A 17,129-nucleotide genomic window follows, 5' to 3' on the forward strand; every position below is an offset into this window, starting at 1 on the left:
AGAAGTCTCTTAAAGAAAATATACTTCTGATATGGAAAATTCACTCTGGTTAAGTAGAAGTTATTCATAAAAAAATGACTGTTTCACCAGAAAACAGCCATTTTAATTTATTTTTTTAAGTTTAGTAACCGTACCAACGTCCACATTCATTATGGCAGTTAGGAAAATCATCTTGATTATTTAAAGCTGCCTGAATACAAGCTGCCTCAGTTTTATAATATGGCTTACCTGAACCCCACCATACTGCACATTCTTGTGTAATTCCTCCTTTAACAGCTTTTAAGTTCTCTCTTGAAATTTTTTTTAAATTTTTCATAGTAGTTTTGGATTAATTTTTTTATTATTTTATCCGGTTTCGGATACTTTTTTTATGAAACTAATATAAAAAAAAATATAATACTGCGAATATAAAAATTCACGTTCACGTGTGTTTTTTTTGAAATTAAATTTAGATACTCCTTAAACTACGCTTTTAGAGGAACTGAACATTAAATTTAGAAGATTTTTATTGGTAAATTCTTCTTTACTATAACAATACCCTGACAGTTTGTTTGAGATAAGTTCTTTAAACAAATGCCTATTCTTTTAACTGAAATTTCAGATGCTTCTAGCTTTTTACGAAATAAGTACATCTAGTTTAATACACGACACGTTCTGTCGCTACGCTATAGTAGATTTGTAGTACTAAAGATTTAAAATATATAATAATCTTTTGTGTGTGATAAAATTCATATTAAATCTCATTAATGGGATCTAAATCATTATTAAAAAATGTTAAATTTGCAAATTAAACATAAGTTAAATTAATAAATACACAAAAATAGATGAGAAAACTCTACATGAGTGCATTGACTATATGCACAATCTTGAGCAATGCTCAGGAAGTGGTTTGGCAAAAAGACATTAAATCCGGTACACAGGATTTTTTAAGCCAGGTAACCACAACAATCGATCAGCAGTATTTGATCACGGGAAGCTCAATTCAGAGCAATAAACCTCTCTCAGAAGGCAATAAACAAAACAATGGTTACGACCTACATTTGATCAAATTAAACCAACAGGGTCAGGAGGTTTGGGAAAAATATTTTTCTGGAAACAATCATGATTATTTATCCGCAACCATTTCTACACAAGACGGAGGTTTTTTGATTTCTGGCACGACTTATTCAGCAAAGGGACTGGATAAAAAAGAAGATTCAAAAGGTGGATCAGACATCTGGTTGATTAGATTAAATGAATTCGGAGACGAGCTCTGGCAAAAAACATTGGGATCAGCATCTGATGAAGAAGCAAGATCAGTCATTCAGACGACAGACTTAGGATTTTTTGTGGCTGGAAATGTCCAAAATTCGGCTAAAGGTTACGGATCAAAGATGTTTTAATTATAAAGCTCGATAAGAACGGAAAAGAACTCTCTCAGTCTATTTTAGGAGGAAAAGGATTGGATGAAGTAGAGAAAATGATTCCCACTAGAGACGGTGGTGCATTGTTAGGGATCTATTCCAGAAGCAACTTGGGTGGTTCAAAGAAAACTGAAAACTATGGTGAAGGAGATTATTATATCATCAAACTTAACAATGAAGGAAAGGTTGAATGGGAAAAGAACTTTGGTGGAAAAGCAGATGATCATTTGAAAACTCTTGCTTTGATTTCGACTGGCTATATCATTGGTGGCGAAAGTCGTTCAGAAAGATCAGGAAATAAAACCGTTGGTATTGAAGAAGGAACAGATCTATGGCTAATATCGCTTAACGAAAGAGGAGAAGAGATCTGGCAAAAGTCTTACAATTTCAAAAACCGTGATATTTTGATGGGAATGAGTGTCATTCATTCAGCAGATAATAAATCTTCTAAAGGAATCCTTTTAGGTGGTTATACACAGGCAGAAGGAAGAATAGAAACAGATGACGAAACCTTCTGGACGCTTTATTTAGATGCAGATGGAAATGAACAGTGGCGCAAACATGTGAAAGGTGAATCCAGAAAACGAGAAGAAAGATTATCTGATATAAAGCTGAACAGAGACGGTTCGATCATTCTGGCAGGAACTAGCGCAGAAGAATTAGGAAAAGAAAACTGGAAGATCGTAAAGCTTGGAGATAAGCAGCTTGACCAGTTGATCGAAAAACAGGATATCAAAATTTATCCGAATCCAGTTTCAGAGTATACTTATGTTGAAATAGGCTACGATTTCAAAGAGGCTGATATAGTGCTGTACGATATGGGTGGAAGGCAGCTTCAGACGGTGAAAACCAAAAACAAGGTGACCAAAATTAATACTCAGAATTTGATTCAGGGGGCTTATCTGGTTACCATAAAAACGGATAATAATAAAACAGCAAGTGCGAAATTTATAAAAAAATAACACGATGAAAAAAACTTTAACATTGGTAGGGATTATACTTTCTGCTTTGATGTATAGTCAGAGTAATACCCCACAGGATTATACTACCAATACAAATGATGCTGGCAAACACATTCCTAAAATATCACCAACCAGTCCGGAATCCTTTAAATTTAGCCAATATGGAAATGTTCCCATAGGAATGTTTACAGGTGCTCCCAATATTAATATTCCAATTACAGAACTTTCAGTCGATGGAACAAGTATTCCCATTTCTTTAAACTATGCTTCTAACGGAATCAATGTAGATGAGATGAATGGTTCTGTAGGATTAGGATGGACTTTTATTTCAGGCGGAATTATCACAAAAACGATAAGAGACAGACCTGATGAAGAGAGCAGTTTTGGGAGCGGAGATGTCCCTTTAGCAGAAAACTTTGCTACTCAATTGTCCGCCTATCTAAATTTCTGTGAAAATGATGATTTTGATTCTGAGCCTGATTTGTATTCTGCCAACTTTGGTGGTTATAACGTAAAATTTATGATCAATAAAGCAGGTAATATTATTATGATTGATCAGAAAGATTACAAAATAAAAAGGAATGATAATGGAAATTTATTTTCAATTATACTTGATAACGGAGTAAGATATAATTTCAATACTATAGAATATATACAAAACAGGACATTTAATACTGGAGGACATCAGCCACCACAACAATATATACAATCATGGTATTTAACTTCCATCATTACTTCTAATGGCCAGACTCTTACATTTGAGTATCAGGATGTGAGTTATACCACTATTCTTTCACAATCCCAAACAATGACTTACACCCAAACAATTCAGCAGAAATATGGTGATCTACAATATGACGATCTAAATGATTTTTACTATTGTGAGGGTAAGCCATATACTATACCACCGGATTTAGGGCTTATTGCAGATTCAGAGCAGTATGTAGTGGGTAAGCAACTCAAAAAAATATTTGATACCAATAATAATTCCGTTGTATTTTCTTATTCCTCTCAAAATGGAGATTATTCAATACTCACTAATGTAAAAAAGTATCATACTAATATAGTAATAGATGACATTAGCTTTAACTATTTGACAACGAATTCGTCAAGAGTATTCTTAACTGAAATGTTGAATAATAAAATTAATTCATCCCATAAATTCACATATAATAATCCGCAAAGCTTTCCTCCAAGATTAAGTTTTTCCAGAGATATGTGGGGGTTTTATAATGGCGTGAGCAACAGCAGTCTCGTACCTCAATTGTTTTCGAGTAATGATACTACAGCACCTCAATATAGTGGCGCTAATCAGAAAGTTGAACCTTCCTATGGACAGTACGGGTTATTAAAAGCCATTACTTACCCAACGGGAGGCAACACACTGTTTAATTACGAAAATCACGTTAGGAAGGAAAATGTTTTGGTGTATGCACCTGAAGTTTTTTTAGGTACCTCGACTGTAAATAACTCTAACACTTATGATTCAACACAGGAATTAACTATTACCCCTGCAAAGTCGGGATATGTTCGTATTCAATTATCCAATTATCTCAATCCTTATGGGAACTGTAAAGACAGCCCTGATTTAGAAACTGATAAGCAGAAAGGTGGAATGTGGGTTAAAGATCAGTTAGGAAATTATCTGCCTTTATTTGAGTATTTTCCTGGTATTGGATATACCTCTCTCGGTATTTCGGCAGAATCTTCATTGAACAATAGTCAAACTGCCTATGTTTTTGTTGAGAAGAACCAGACCATTAAAGTCACTGTGCAAGCATCATTTGTTTGTTGTCAGGCATATATTCAAGTATATTATTATGACCAGGAAGATAAGTCTGTCTTACAAGATGTGTTGTTAGGCGGATATAGGGTTAGTTCAACGGTTGACACTCCTGGTGATGGACTTCCTGTAATAAGAAAATATAAGTATATCAAGGATAATGGGGAACATTCTATCAACGTTACCAGAGACCCTGTATTTGTTGAAGTCAGATCGGCAGGTTCCTTATGTATGGGTTCTTTAAATCCGTTGCCTATAATGTCTGTCTATACTGCCATTACTTCATCTAACATAGGCAGATTATTTTCTTTTAATCCGAATATTTTTTATGATACTGTGGAAGAACAAATAGAAGGAAAAGGAAAAACTGTCCATCACTTTAGTTCCGAAAAGGATTACCCGGGTACCACTCTTAAAGGAAGCTCTATTATATCAGCTCCCTGGACCAACTCAGGTTGGAATAACGGGAAAGAGATCTTAACAGTTTATAAAGACAATAACAATACGACCTTAAAAACTATTGAAAACAATTATGTTGAGGATCAAAGCAGGACTTCTTATTTAGGAGGTATCAGCAGACGAAAAATTTATGAACCTATTATCAATGTTGGAAATTGGGATGCTGATTATCCACATATGGATGTTGTATATTATAAAAACATCAGTCGTTTTACCTATTTACAGTCTCAGAAAACAAGTGATTATTTAAATGGTGTTCCAATTGTTACCCAAACAGAATACTTCTACAATAATCCATGGCATTATCAGCTGAATAAACAAAAAATTACTTTTCCTGATGCATCTATTGATGAAACAAATTATAGTTATGCCCACGAAAAAGGCAACCAGTTGATGATCGATAAGAATATGGTTGGTATTCCTCTGGAAACATCAACAAACCAGACTATTGGAACTTCTACAAAAACACTCTCAAAATCAGAGACTGTTTATCCTAAGACAGCGGCAGAAATCACAAATAACAATGCTTCATTAGTACTTCCATTATATGTAAAATCATATGATATATCTGATTTAACTGGCGTTCCATCCACCGAAGTCACATATGACAAATACGATTCCAAGGGCAACCTGCAGCAGTATACGACCAAAAATGGTATTTCAGCAACAATCATCTGGGGCTACAACCAAACCCAGCCTATTGCCAAAATAGAAGGGGCCAAGCTTTCAGATATTCCTCAGGCACTTATCGATAATATCGTCAATGCATCTGTTAATGATGGTCAGCTCAGTACAGAGGCGTCAGAGCAATCATTGATCTCTGCTTTAGATGTATTTAGAAATAACGCTGCATTATCAGCGTATCAAATCAGTACGTACAGCTATGATCCGTTAATCGGAGTAAAAAGCATCACTCCTCCATCCGGCATCAGAGAATTCTACATTTATGATACCGCCAACCGACTGAAAGAAGTAAGGGAAAACAGCCCGACGGGTAAGATCCTGAAGGAATATAAATACAACTACAAAAACTAACACAGACATGAAAAAAATAATCATTCCTATTGGGTTGTTGCTGATTAGTCAGTCAGCAAAGGCTCAGCTTACGCAGGGAGAAAACTATGTACAAACCAAAACCTATCTCGATTATAATGGAGCCACCCCCACAAAGACTTCAGAAACCGTTCAGTATTTTGACGGTCTGGGAAGACCTAAACAGGTCGTAAATGTAAAAGCCTCCCCTTTAGGCAGAGATGTGGTTACCCATATTGAATACGATGCATTCGGAAGACAGGTAAAAGACTACTTGCCTGTTCCGCAATCCGGGACCCTGAATGGTGCGATTGTTCCGACTCCATTGGCTAATGCTACCCAACCTAACATCTATGGTTCTGAACAAATATATGCGGAAAAAGTACTGGAAAACTCTCCACTTGACAGAATCCAGCAGCAGATCCAGGTAGGAAATGACTGGGCTGGTAAACCTGTGAAATTTGATTATGCAACGAATATTGGTGAAGATTACGTTAGAAAATATAAAACCACTACCATCTGGATTGATGGCAGGACAGAAACACAGGTAGAGCTTCCTCAGTATTTCGAGCCTTCTCAACTGTACAAAAATACCGTCACTGATGAAGACGGCAACAAAACCATAGAGTTTAAAAATGGGAAAGGACAGCTTTTGCTTGTCCGAAAAGTAGTAAGTTCTACAGAAAATGCCGATACGTATTATGTTTATAATGAATATGATCAGCTGGCGTATGTTATTCCTCCCTTAGCATCAGCTCCTACTGTTGAACCTACGACAGTAGAAAATTTGTATTATCAATATCGTTATGACGGCAGAAACCGTTTGGTAGAAAAGAAACTTCCCGGTAAAGGCTGGGAGTATATGGTATATGATAAAGCTGACCGGTTGATAATGAGTCAGGATGCTAATATGAAGCCTTCTGGTAAATGGCTATTCACGAAATATGATCAATTTTCAAGAGTTTTGTATACCGGAATAGCAGCTATAGGTTCACAGTACATACGAAGACAGGTACAAGAGTCCGTAGATTATTATGCCAATACCGGAACTCCGCTTCATGAAGAGCGCAATACTTCCGGATTTACCAATAGTGCAATGCCCGTTTACTACAGCAATGCGGTCTATCCGTTTGGATTTTTATATGAAAAAATCCTAAGTATCAACTATTATGACACTGTTCCAGGATACAATTTCAATCCCTCTTTTCCATCCGCCATTCAGGGAGAGTCCATTTTGACAGCAACTCCAGCCGATGGAAAAACCACCAAAGGCCTTCCGGTCATGAGTCTGGTCAAGAATATTGAAGACGATAACTGGACCAAAAACTACACCTATTATGATGGTAAAGGACGAGCGATTGGCAGTCATTCCATCAATCATCTGGGAGGCTATACCAAAACAGAATCCAAACTGGATTTTGCCGGAGTAGCGCAGACTGTCATTACGAAACACAAAAGACTGACTACAGATACAGAAAGAGTCATTACCGAAAACTTCATCTATGATCAGCAGAACAGACTTCTGGTCCACAAACACCAGGTAGACAGCAATCCTGAAGAAATTCTTGCCCAGAATAAGTACAATGAGCTTTCTCAGCTTGAAAACAAGAAAGTCGGGGGAATCAGCATTGGATCACCGCTTCAAAGCATGGATTACCAATACAATATTCGGGGCTGGATGACCAGGATCAATGATCCGGACAATCTTAACGGAAAACTATTCGGATACTCCATGAGATACCAGGATCCCGCTATTCCTGGTAAATCAGTTCCCCGATATGGAGGAAATATTGCAGAAGTACACTGGAGAACCGCTGATGATGTTTACAAAGCATACCATTATGTTTATGATAAGCTGAACAGACTGACAGATGCCATTTACAGAGAAGCCTACACTACTGCTCCCAATAATTATTTCTTTAATGAAAACCTGACGTATGACCTCAATGGGAATATCACTACGCTGCACAGAAACGGAAAAGCGCCTGCAGGAACAGCACAGCTTGTCGATAATCTTACCTATCATTATACAGGAAACCGCCTGAATCAGGTTGTTGAAAGTTCTTTAAATGATGCAGGATATGAAGGCGGAAACAATATGATTGATTATGACCTGAACGGGAATATGATCAATATGAAAGACAAAGGGATCAAGGGTATTGTTTACAATTACCTTAATCTCCCTAATACCTATTCAATAACATACATAGATCCATTTGGACTTGGACAGGCTACAAATGCACAGTTAGGGTATTTATACCGTGCAGACGGAACAAAGCTCAGAAAAACCCATACGATTTACGGAAGAAAAGGTTTTTCAGGTTCCACACGTATTACAGATTATCTTGATGGATTTCAGTATGATTATAATGAAGGAGCAGGCTTATGTCTTACTTGTAGAAGTGAAACCGCTTTTGAAGAACAGGCGTATAAAAACATCAATGATGGCCTTGTTATCGGAGGTCCCCCTGAATGGAAACTGGATTTTGTGCCTACTTCAGAAGGATTTTACAGTTTCACAGAAAACCGCTATATTTACCAGTACAGAGATCATCTTGGAAATGCTAGGGTAAGTTTTGCTAAAAACAGCGAAGGCATTCTGGAGGTTACGGATACCAATAACTATTATCCTTTTGGATTGAATCATATTCAGGGAATGCTGATGGGTTCTAATCTTGGAAGCTATTATAGTTATAAGTATCAAGGGCAAGAGTTGCAAGAGAATGGTTTCTACAGTTTTAAGTGGCGGAATTATATGCCAGATGTAGGAAGGTTTTTTAATATCGATCCTTTGGCGGAAAAATTTCCTTATAACAGTACTTATGCGTTTGCAGAAAATAGAGTTATTGACGGTATAGAATTAGAAGGATTAGAATGGGTATCAAGTAGAAACTTAGAAAATAAGACTGTCAATTTACATCTTACGTATAAACCTGTAAATAATACAATAGGAGTTCTTTCTAATGCACAAATGTCTGCATTGCTTCAAGATCGTGAAGCTCAAATTGTATCATCTTTTGGAGGGAAAGATTCTGCTGGAAATCAAGTCAATATTACCTTCAGTCAGAGTGATAAATCTACTATGATCTGGGAATATAATAATGGTTATGATAAAAATAATGTTGATGATTTTAAAGGACAAAGTCAAGAGTTCTTTGATAATGCTACATATTTTACTAATGGAATGACAGATACTAATAACAATACACAGATAAATAGAACTCAGATTAATGTTTTTACTACAGAAGGACTCGGTGCTGATGAAAAAACAGGGCAATTAGATTTTAATAATAAAAATATATCTGCTGTTGCTAAAACAGGTGCTCATGAAACAGGTCATACATTAGGAATAAAACATAATGATAAAGCAACTTTAAAATCCTCTCCAGATAATTTAATGCGAGAAGGAGGTCCAGGTAAAAAAATAACTCCAGAACAAAGAACTAATGCTATTAAATTAGTAGAAGAACAACAACCTAAATCAAGACAATGAAAATATTTAATAAAATAATAGTTTGCTGCTCATTTGTTTTTATAAGCTGTTCTGCTATAAAAACAACCGAAATATATGGTAAGGAAATGGAAATTGTTGATAATGTACGATCAAAAGTTTTAATTAAAAAATTTGATGCACATGATAAAAATAAATCATTTTTAACTTTCACATCTAAATTTGACAATCTCATAACTGTTAAAAATGAGGATAGTACAATTCTTAATAAAAAAAGTGAGACTATGCCAACGTTAGGATTTACAGCAGCCTGTATAATTTTTAATAATAAAGATGTTACAATTACTATTGATAATAAACAGAATATAAAATTAAATAAAGACCAACTACCTAAGTATAAGTTTATATATATTGGGAAAGATAAGAATCATTATAAAATTGAATATACAAATGAAGCAAAGTCTTTTATGTAAAAAATAGTTTTTACAGAACATAAAAAAAAAACTGCAATCCCCCCCGCTGGCGCGAGCGTCTCGCTCGTGTCCATTAATAAAAATAAGGAGGCTGTCTCAAAAGCACCTTCTCTCTCGGACTCCTGTGTGACAACTTTTGTCATTTAAGGAATTCTCAGAGCGTTGGTTTACCTTTGATACAGTCTCTTTTATCATTTCATTCACGGAAAACCGCTATATTTACCAATACAGAGATCACCTTGGCAATGCCAGGGTAAGTTTTGCGAAAAACAGCGAAGGCGTTCTGGAAGTTACAGATACCAATAATTATTATCCTTTTGGATTAAATCATATTCAGGGAATGCTTAGCAGTTCAAAGTTGGGAAGCTATTACAGTTATAAGTATAATGGGAAGGAATTACAAGAGACAGGGATGTATGATTACGGCGCAAGGTTCTATATGCCGGATTTAGGAAGATGGGGTGTGGTGGATCCGCTGTCGGAGAATATGCGACGTCATAGTCCTTACAATTATGGTTTTAATAATCCTTTGAGATTTATTGATCCGGATGGTAGACAGGCAGAAGATAAGATTAAGATATTCAACAATGGAAATATAGAAAGAAAAAAAGATGACAATGCCTATGACACCATTACTAACGAAGATGAATCTAAATCTATACAGATTGCTCGGACAAATGTTTCGGAATCAAATCCAACAGGAGATTCACAAATAGGAGAAGCTAAAACAGTACCTTACAATACACCCGGTCACGACGGAGTCGCGGGAGGAACTGAGTTTACCTATATGCAGATACAAGATTATGATGTTGCAACACAAGTTTTTGAATTTGCAGTAAATAATACGTCTGTGGAATTTGGACAAGATACATTTAACTTTTCCGATGGTTTCTCTACAAATATTGTTGGTACTAATCATTCTATTAATGAAAGTGCTAGTGCTGCTGATGTTCTTGAAAATAATAATTTAGGAGGTTCTGGATTCCACATTACAAAAGATGCAATTCGGCAGGAAAGAGTTCATTCTCATCCTCCAGGGTCTGAATGGGGACCTTCAGGTTTTAATGCACATCGTGATAAAAAAACAGGTGGGATATTAACTGATGTAGGTTTGCCAGGTGGCGACCGAAAAAACCACAACGCAAATATTCAAAATGTCTATCAATATACTCCAGGTGTCGGTTACTTCAGATATGACAATAAGACAGCTAAACATATAGGTAACACAAAAAAATAAAAATATGAAAAATTGCTTTTTATTAGTTTTTTTATTGCTACTTATAAGTAGTTGTAAAAACAATATATATAGTCAGAAAAACAATAGTTTATATCAAAATATTGTTAAGGCATTTATTAAGTATAGAAATTCAGAAACAGAAATCAGCAAAAAAGAAAATATACTAATAATTGGTGCTAGTACAAGTCAGAATGTTGAAAATGCTTACTGGTTAGACGTATGGTTTGTTAATCCAAAATTATTACAAGATTTTAAATATAGTAAAGTGTATGAAATTGAAGGTTATAAATTGATTATAGATGAATCACTGAATAAATCAGATATATTAAAACATTCATTCAAAGAAACAAAGTATGAAGACTTTAATCTTGCAACTAAATTAATAGATTATGATTCTAAAAACTGGTATATTGTATTTAATTCAAAAAATGAAGTTATTCGTATATCTCCACAACAAAAATCAAAAGAGATAAAAGAGATACTTTTAAAAAAGGGAGTGAAATTTAGTCAGGAGTTTGATGATAATTAATTTCCCAGCAGATATAGTGTCTCGACCATGTCCAATAATAAAAACAAACCGCTGCAATTGCGGTGGTTTACAATTAGAGAGATCATTTAGGAAATATAAGATTAAGCTACAGTGCTGCCCACGGCGGAGGAGTTGCCCTTCTGGAGGAAAACAATTACTATCCGTTTGGATTGAAACATGAGGGGTATAATATTTGGATCGATGCTGATGGATTACAACTACAAGTACAACGGGAAGGAGTTGCAGGAGACCGGAATGTATGATTACGGTGCAAGATTCTATATGCCTGACTTGGGAAGATGGGGTGTAATTGATCCTTTGGCAGAAACTTCTAGACGTTGGAGCACTTATACTTATGCATATAATAATCCTTTGAGGTTTATTGATCCTGATGGAATGGAAAATAAGGATATCCATCTTCTGGGGAATTTAGCAGATAAAGCACTTGAGCAATTAAATGCAAATAGCAGCCTTGCTATGACAAAAGATTCGAATGGCAAATTGAATACTGCAAATTTGAGCAAAAGTGACTATAATAAGCTTTCAAAAACGGATAAAGTTCTATATGATGGTATAAAGAATACCAGTATGGATTCAAAAATTTATGCTGAGAGTAACAATGTAACGCCGAGTGGGGGGCTAATGCCAGGAGGATCTTTTGGTGGTGCTGATTATGATTCAGCAACGGGAATTAGTACAGGAACTCAATATACAAATCCTGATGTACTAGGAAGTGCAGAAAGTTTTACAGGAACTCAAAAAGGAACAGGAATAACACATGAAGTTGTCGAAAATGTGCTTATTACCCAAGAATCTTTAAATACAAAAACAGACGTTCCGATAAAAACAGCATTAAATCCTAGTCCAATATTTGATAAATTCCATGATCAAACCAGAAGCATGATGCCGTATGATAATTTAGTCATATCAGCTAGAACAAGATTTGAGACTGTTGGGACAACGACAAGAAAATATTATGAAGGTTTTGCTGGAAAAAAAGATGTTAACGGAAAAATTCAGACACAGCCTTTGTATAAAGTTTATTCAGATGATAAAAAATTAAAAAAATAATCTTATGAAAAATATAGTTTTTTTGTTTTTCTTCTTTATTTGTAGCTGTCAAACAAACAATGTAATTGTTAGTTCAAAACCTGTTCATATAACAAGAAAAATAATCTCTTTTAAAGAAAATAAAGAAGTTAGCATATTGATAGCAGATAATAATGATATTATAGAAGTATTTAAAGAAAATACGTCCAATAATTGTAAAAAAATTAAACTAGGAAAAAGCTATTCTTTAAAAATAATTCCTGTTAGTGATTTAATACAACATGGCATTGAATCTCCCAATGAATACATTTTAAATGACTCAACCATAATTAAATATAATCATTATTATACTTTAGAAAAAAAACAAAATATTTGTATAATAAAATAAATCCTCCTCTTTCCCGCTGCGCAAAGTCTGTGACTTTGAGCGGATTTATGACAGTGTAATAAATTATTATATAGGTGAATATTCAGACGATGAAACATTTGTACAGTATCTTTTGGAAGAAGTATTCCTGAACCCCACCAAATTATATTTATATTGATTGGGAAGCTACGGCAAGAAATCTAGTGTATGATTATTATAGTGATGGGCATTATTTCCGCAGTTAAAAATACAGTCAGATTCAAATAGATTCAATGATGTTTAGTCAAGGCTTTTTAACAAAAACAGTAACCGAAATCGTGACTAAGTGACCAAAAGTGACCGAAATAAAAAAGCAACTTGCTGTAAATTAGCGAGTTGCTTTTGTTTTGATGTAGACCCACAGGGATTCGAACCCCAACTGATGGTACCAAAAACCAGAGTGCTACCGTTACACCATGGGTCTGTATCTTTTTGGTGATGCAAAATTATAAAAAATATTTGATTGAAAAAATATTTTTTGCAGATCAATGACAAAAAAAGTAGTGTTTATCTATAATTGCATGATTTTTAATTAAATACATAATCGTGAAAATTCATGAAAATGAGTTCCAGAAATGGTATTTTTTAACGACTAAATAATAAAATCTTATCTTTGCAAAAAATTGGGCTCCAAAAGTTGGAGATACCCATTAATAATTTCATTTATTAAACATTTTTATGTCAAATATTGTCGCAATCGTTGGGCGTCCCAACGTAGGAAAATCAACACTTTTTAACCGTTTACTAGAAAGAAGGGAAGCCATCGTAGATTCTACGGCTGGTGTTACCAGAGACCGTCATTACGGGAAATCTGACTGGAACGGAGTAGATTTTACAGTTATAGATACCGGCGGATATGATGTAGGAACGGATGATATTTTTGAAGAAGAGATCCGTAAGCAGGTTCAGCTGGCAATAGATGAAGCTACGTCTATCATTTTTATGATGAATGTAGAAGAAGGCCTTACTGATACCGATTACGAAATTCACGAACTTCTTAGAAGAGCAAATAAACCCGTTTACATCGTTATCAATAAAGTAGATTCTGCCAAAGAGGAAATAAACGCTACTGAATTCTATCAGTTAGGAATTGAAAAATATTACACTTTGTCTTCAGCTACAGGTTCCGGAACAGGAGAAGTCTTGGATGATATTGTTAAAGATTTCCCTACAACAGATTATAAAGATCCTTTCGAGGGATTGCCGAAAATTACGATCGCAGGTCGTCCCAATGTTGGTAAATCCACTTTAACGAATGCTTTGCTTGATGTAGAAAGAAACATCGTAACTGATGTTGCAGGTACTACAAGAGACAGTATTCAGACTCTTTATAATAAATTCGGACACGAATTTGTTTTAGTTGATACTGCCGGAATGAGAAGGAAATCTAAAGTAAATGAGGATTTGGAATTTTATTCGGTAATGAGATCTATTCGTTCTATTGAATTTTCAGATGTTGTAATCATTATGGTGGATGCAACGCTTGGCTGGGAATCTCAGGATATGAATATTTTCGGTTTAGCACAAAAGAACAGAAAAGGAATTGTGATCGTTGTGAATAAGTGGGATCTTATTGAAGATAAGAAAACCAATACCGTTAGGGATTTTGAAAATTCAATTAAAGAGAAGATCGGTCAGTTCAGTGATATTCCAATTCTTTTTGTTTCAGCATTAACGAAGCAGAGAATCTTGAAAGCTGTGGAAATGGCAATGGTTGTATACGAAGACCGTAAGAAAAAGATCAAAACTTCAAAATTAAACGAAGTGATGCTTCCTATTTTTGAGCAGACTCCGCCACCAGCTAACAAAGGAAAGTATATTAAAATTAAATATTGTGTACAGCTTCCAACGCCGTCACCACAGTTTGTATTTTTCTGCAACCTTCCTCAATATGTAAAAGAACCTTACAAAAGATTTACTGAAAACCAATTGAGAAAGCAATTCGGGTTTACCGGAGTTCCTATTGAAGTGTATTTCAGACAGAAATAATAAATAATCCCTTTTAGATTTTTCTAAGAGGGATTTTATTCATATAAAATTTAATCGTTTAAATAAAAAGTTTTTTCAGAATAATGAATACAATTGTATTGTCAAAACAATTTTCTTTAGTAAACTCCTGGATCAATGAGCTTAGGAATATAGACATCCAGCATGACAGAATGAGGTTCCGTAGAAATATGGAGCGTATCGGCGAAATTGCAGCGTTTGAGATCAGTAAAGGATTAGAATACAAAGAAGTAGAGATTCAAACACCTTTAGATAAAATTAAAGTTCAGGAAATTGCAGTTCAGCCTGTGATTACCACTATTTTAAGAGCCGGAGTGCCTTTGTTTGAAGGAATCCTGAGTTATCTGGACAGAGCAGATTGTGGTTTCGTTGCCGCTTATAGAAAGCACGATGCCAATGATTATTTCTCGATCAAACAGGATTATCTTACCTGCCCGAATATTGAAGGAAGACCACTTATTGTGGCTGATCCGATGCTGGCAACAGGAGCTTCTTTAATTGAAGCCATCAAAGACCTTTTAACCAATGGAACTCCAACACAGCTGCATATTGTTGCGGCAATCGCTTCCAGACAAGGAGTGGAAACCATTGAAAAAGCGTATCCTGATGCAAAAATATGGGTAGGGGCTATCGATGAAGGATTGACTTCAAAAGGATACATTACGCCAGGACTTGGTGATGCCGGAGATTTAAGCTACGGTGAAAAACTACAACGATAAAAATGTTAAGAAAGACCCCAGAAGTCTTTCATCAGATCAAATAATAAATTGGGCCGTACTTTTTCCATAGGATGCTTGGTGTCCGGAAGTATGGCCAATTTTGCATTTGGAATACTGTGGTAAGCACCGATACTTTCTTCTATACTGACCATATGATCTTTGTCTCCGGTCATGATCTGTACCGGGATTGTAATACCCCAAAGGCTGTTTTCATTCAGAGGTGGATTTCTGCCCAGTGAAACCATCATTTTTGCAATGGCAGGAAGTAATTGTTTCCATTTTGTCCCGTGTTGGTTTTCCAGTTGTTCAGCATATTTGGGAACTTTCAAAAGAATAGATTCCGGATCAAGCATTTTGCTTTCCTTTAAAGCCTGTTCCTCCGTCCAGTCGAATTTTGTACCCAGAGTCATAATAGAATGAATTCTTTCCGGATATCGTAGTGCACAGCAAAGCGCTGCGTAACCTCCCATACTATGTCCAAAAATGCATACCTCTTCTAAATTTTCTTTTTCCAAATAGGCTTTAACTTCTTCAGTGTATTTTTCGATACTAATTCCCTGTTCTGGTAAATCAGTTTCTCCATGTCCTGAAAATAAAAGCGTATGGATATTGAAATATTTTGACAGCTCCTTTTCATAAGGTTTAAAAATGGAACTGTGTCCCAATGCACCGTGCAGCAAAAGCAGATTTTTCATGATCAATAGTTTACCGGAAAATTAGGAAAAAGAATTGAAAGCAGAAAGGTAATTGAATGGAAGGGTACGAGAGTTTTAGTGATTCGGGGGGTATCAACTGGCAACTGGCAACTAGTAACTAGTAACTGTGAACCAGTAACCAGATCACTTTAAAACGCTCAAACCCTTATACTAAACATCCACTGCCATCACCAGAACGCTCACTTTATTATCTCCTGCATTTAAAATTTCCCAGGCAATAGATGAAACAGTACTTCCCGTCGTGAAAACATCATCAATCAAAAGAATATGCTTTCCCGAAATTGACTTTGAAAGAGAAAATGGATTCGTTGTTTCCAAACGGTGTTGTTTATCCTTTAAGGCCTGTGCTTTTGAATAGTGATTTCTTTGGATCAATTCGTGGTCAAATGGGATATGATAAAACGTCGACAATGTTTCTGTAAATACATGCAGTTGGTTATAGCCCCGTTCCTTTAATTTTTTAGGATGAAGCGGAACAGATACCAGAATATCTGGTTTTTCTTCATTGAAATTCAAACGTTCCTTGGTCCATTCGGCAAGAGTTTTACCGGCATTTTCCCTGCTTTTATATTTCAGTTCGTGGATAATCTTTTGACTTAAACTATCCTGCTCAAACCTCATCAGGGCATAGGTATTTTCAATGGGAAACAAAAGTTTGCATTTTTCTCTAATGATGTTATCACCAGAATAGTCAAAATGAGTAAAATGAATCTGTTCAAAACATAAACTGCAAACCAAAAGATCTGAATCTATGATCCGGCTACATTCAATACAGCGGTTGGGAAAAAATAAATCTAATATCATGGTGTGTATTTTTTTTAATTAGAAAATAGAGATTAGAAGTGAGATATTGTTTGTGGAAACTTTAATTTTGCATCTATCATCTATCATCTATCATCTAT

13 protein-coding genes, 1 tRNA gene and 1 pseudogene are annotated in these 17,129 nt (G+C 35.3%); 11 read left to right on the top strand and 4 right to left on the bottom strand.

The window, feature by feature from the left end; genetic code table 11:
- Window positions 1-121: 121 nt before the first annotated feature.
- Window positions 122-316 (bottom strand): bacteriocin-like protein, encoded by a 195-nt coding sequence (locus EG346_RS10960; RefSeq protein ID WP_073336960.1) that lies wholly within the window; start codon window positions 314-316, stop codon window positions 122-124.
- Window positions 317-824: 508 nt separating this feature from the next.
- On the opposite strand from EG346_RS10960, the gene EG346_RS25080 reads away from it, so the two are divergent.
- The 9 genes and pseudogenes from EG346_RS25080 (at window position 825) to EG346_RS11000 (ending at window position 12,767) form a co-directional block, all read left to right on the top strand.
- Complete coding sequence (locus EG346_RS25080) at window positions 825-1,382, top strand: hypothetical protein (RefSeq protein WP_228425807.1); 558 nt, start codon at window positions 825-827, stop codon at window positions 1,380-1,382.
- Window positions 1,383-1,459: 77 nt separating this feature from the next.
- Window positions 1,460-2,365 carry a T9SS type A sorting domain-containing protein gene (locus EG346_RS25085; RefSeq protein WP_228425808.1) on the top strand — a complete coding sequence of 302 codons (906 nt, stop codon included), beginning with the start codon at window positions 1,460-1,462 and terminating at the stop codon, window positions 2,363-2,365.
- 4 nt (window positions 2,366-2,369) lie between these two features.
- Window positions 2,370-5,642 carry a hypothetical protein gene (locus EG346_RS10970; RefSeq protein WP_123878628.1) on the top strand — a complete coding sequence of 1,091 codons (3,273 nt, stop codon included), beginning with the start codon at window positions 2,370-2,372 and terminating at the stop codon, window positions 5,640-5,642.
- A gap of 7 nt (window positions 5,643-5,649) precedes the next feature.
- Entirely contained in the window at window positions 5,650-9,132 is a 3,483-nt protein-coding gene (locus EG346_RS10975) for a DUF6443 domain-containing protein (protein ID WP_123878630.1), read from the top strand.
- The gene (locus tag EG346_RS10980; protein ID WP_123878632.1) at window positions 9,129-9,563 is read left to right on the top strand and encodes a hypothetical protein; all 435 of its coding nucleotides are present in this window, start codon (window positions 9,129-9,131) and stop codon (window positions 9,561-9,563) included. The genes EG346_RS10975 and EG346_RS10980 overlap by 4 nt, the downstream gene beginning before the upstream one ends.
- 136 nt (window positions 9,564-9,699) lie before the next feature.
- Complete coding sequence (locus EG346_RS25475) at window positions 9,700-10,800, top strand: RHS repeat-associated core domain-containing protein (protein ID WP_164466111.1); 1,101 nt, start codon at window positions 9,700-9,702, stop codon at window positions 10,798-10,800.
- A 4-nt stretch (window positions 10,801-10,804) separates the two neighbouring features.
- Window positions 10,805-11,329, top strand: a complete 525-nt coding sequence (locus EG346_RS10990) for a hypothetical protein (RefSeq protein ID WP_123878634.1) — start codon at window positions 10,805-10,807, stop codon at window positions 11,327-11,329.
- A gap of 80 nt (window positions 11,330-11,409) precedes the next feature.
- Window positions 11,410-11,731, top strand: a pseudogene (locus EG346_RS25100) (RHS repeat-associated core domain-containing protein); the annotation flags it as partial.
- A 673-nt stretch (window positions 11,732-12,404) separates the two neighbouring features.
- Window positions 12,405-12,767 carry a hypothetical protein gene (locus EG346_RS11000; protein ID WP_073335226.1) on the top strand — a complete coding sequence of 121 codons (363 nt, stop codon included), beginning with the start codon at window positions 12,405-12,407 and terminating at the stop codon, window positions 12,765-12,767.
- Window positions 12,768-13,138: 371 nt separating this feature from the next.
- Here EG346_RS11000 and EG346_RS11005 read toward each other — a convergent pair.
- Window positions 13,139-13,209: transfer RNA gene (locus EG346_RS11005), tRNA-Gln, on the bottom strand.
- A 254-nt stretch (window positions 13,210-13,463) separates the two neighbouring features.
- On the opposite strand from EG346_RS11005, the gene der reads away from it, so the two are divergent.
- Both der and upp read left to right on the top strand, forming a co-directional pair.
- Window positions 13,464-14,774: a ribosome biogenesis GTPase Der gene (der, locus tag EG346_RS11010; RefSeq protein WP_047450295.1), complete on the top strand. Its 1,311-nt coding sequence runs from the start codon at window positions 13,464-13,466 to the stop codon at window positions 14,772-14,774.
- An 83-nt stretch (window positions 14,775-14,857) separates the two neighbouring features.
- A complete protein-coding gene (gene upp, locus EG346_RS11015; protein ID WP_073335225.1) occupies window positions 14,858-15,511 on the top strand; it encodes a uracil phosphoribosyltransferase in 654 nt (217 codons plus the stop codon).
- Window positions 15,512-15,516: 5 nt separating this feature from the next.
- Here upp and EG346_RS11020 read toward each other — a convergent pair whose 3' ends face one another.
- The gene (locus tag EG346_RS11020) at window positions 15,517-16,206 is read right to left on the bottom strand and encodes an alpha/beta fold hydrolase (protein WP_123878637.1); all 690 of its coding nucleotides are present in this window, start codon (window positions 16,204-16,206) and stop codon (window positions 15,517-15,519) included.
- Between the two features lie 171 nt (window positions 16,207-16,377).
- Entirely contained in the window at window positions 16,378-17,031 is a 654-nt protein-coding gene (locus EG346_RS11025) for a ComF family protein (RefSeq protein ID WP_073335223.1), read from the bottom strand.
- Window positions 17,032-17,129: the final 98 nt, after the last annotated feature.

It is taken from the genome of Chryseobacterium carnipullorum, assembly GCF_003815695.1.
In the GTDB taxonomy this organism is placed as follows: domain Bacteria; phylum Bacteroidota; class Bacteroidia; order Flavobacteriales; family Weeksellaceae; genus Chryseobacterium; species Chryseobacterium carnipullorum.

What these genes read in the sequence shown, in the direction of transcription:
- EG346_RS11025 (WP_073335223.1), bottom strand. Translation starts at nt 17,031, where the DNA reads ATGATATTAGATTTATTTTTTCCCAACCGCTGTATTGAATGTAGCCGG.
- der (WP_047450295.1), top strand. Translation starts at nt 13,464, where the DNA reads ATGTCAAATATTGTCGCAATCGTTGGGCGTCCCAACGTAGGAAAATCA.
- EG346_RS10975 (WP_123878630.1), top strand. Translation starts at nt 5,650, where the DNA reads ATGAAAAAAATAATCATTCCTATTGGGTTGTTGCTGATTAGTCAGTCA.
- EG346_RS10960 (WP_073336960.1), bottom strand. Translation starts at nt 316, where the DNA reads ATGAAAAATTTAAAAAAAATTTCAAGAGAGAACTTAAAAGCTGTTAAA.
- EG346_RS10970 (WP_123878628.1), top strand. Translation starts at nt 2,370, where the DNA reads ATGAAAAAAACTTTAACATTGGTAGGGATTATACTTTCTGCTTTGATG.
- EG346_RS25085 (WP_228425808.1), top strand. Translation starts at nt 1,460, where the DNA reads ATGATTCCCACTAGAGACGGTGGTGCATTGTTAGGGATCTATTCCAGA.
- upp (WP_073335225.1), top strand. Translation starts at nt 14,858, where the DNA reads ATGAATACAATTGTATTGTCAAAACAATTTTCTTTAGTAAACTCCTGG.
- EG346_RS11020 (WP_123878637.1), bottom strand. Translation starts at nt 16,206, where the DNA reads ATGAAAAATCTGCTTTTGCTGCACGGTGCATTGGGACACAGTTCCATT.
- EG346_RS10980 (WP_123878632.1), top strand. Translation starts at nt 9,129, where the DNA reads ATGAAAATATTTAATAAAATAATAGTTTGCTGCTCATTTGTTTTTATA.
- EG346_RS11000 (WP_073335226.1), top strand. Translation starts at nt 12,405, where the DNA reads ATGAAAAATATAGTTTTTTTGTTTTTCTTCTTTATTTGTAGCTGTCAA.
- EG346_RS25080 (WP_228425807.1), top strand. Translation starts at nt 825, where the DNA reads ATGAGAAAACTCTACATGAGTGCATTGACTATATGCACAATCTTGAGC.
- EG346_RS10990 (WP_123878634.1), top strand. Translation starts at nt 10,805, where the DNA reads ATGAAAAATTGCTTTTTATTAGTTTTTTTATTGCTACTTATAAGTAGT.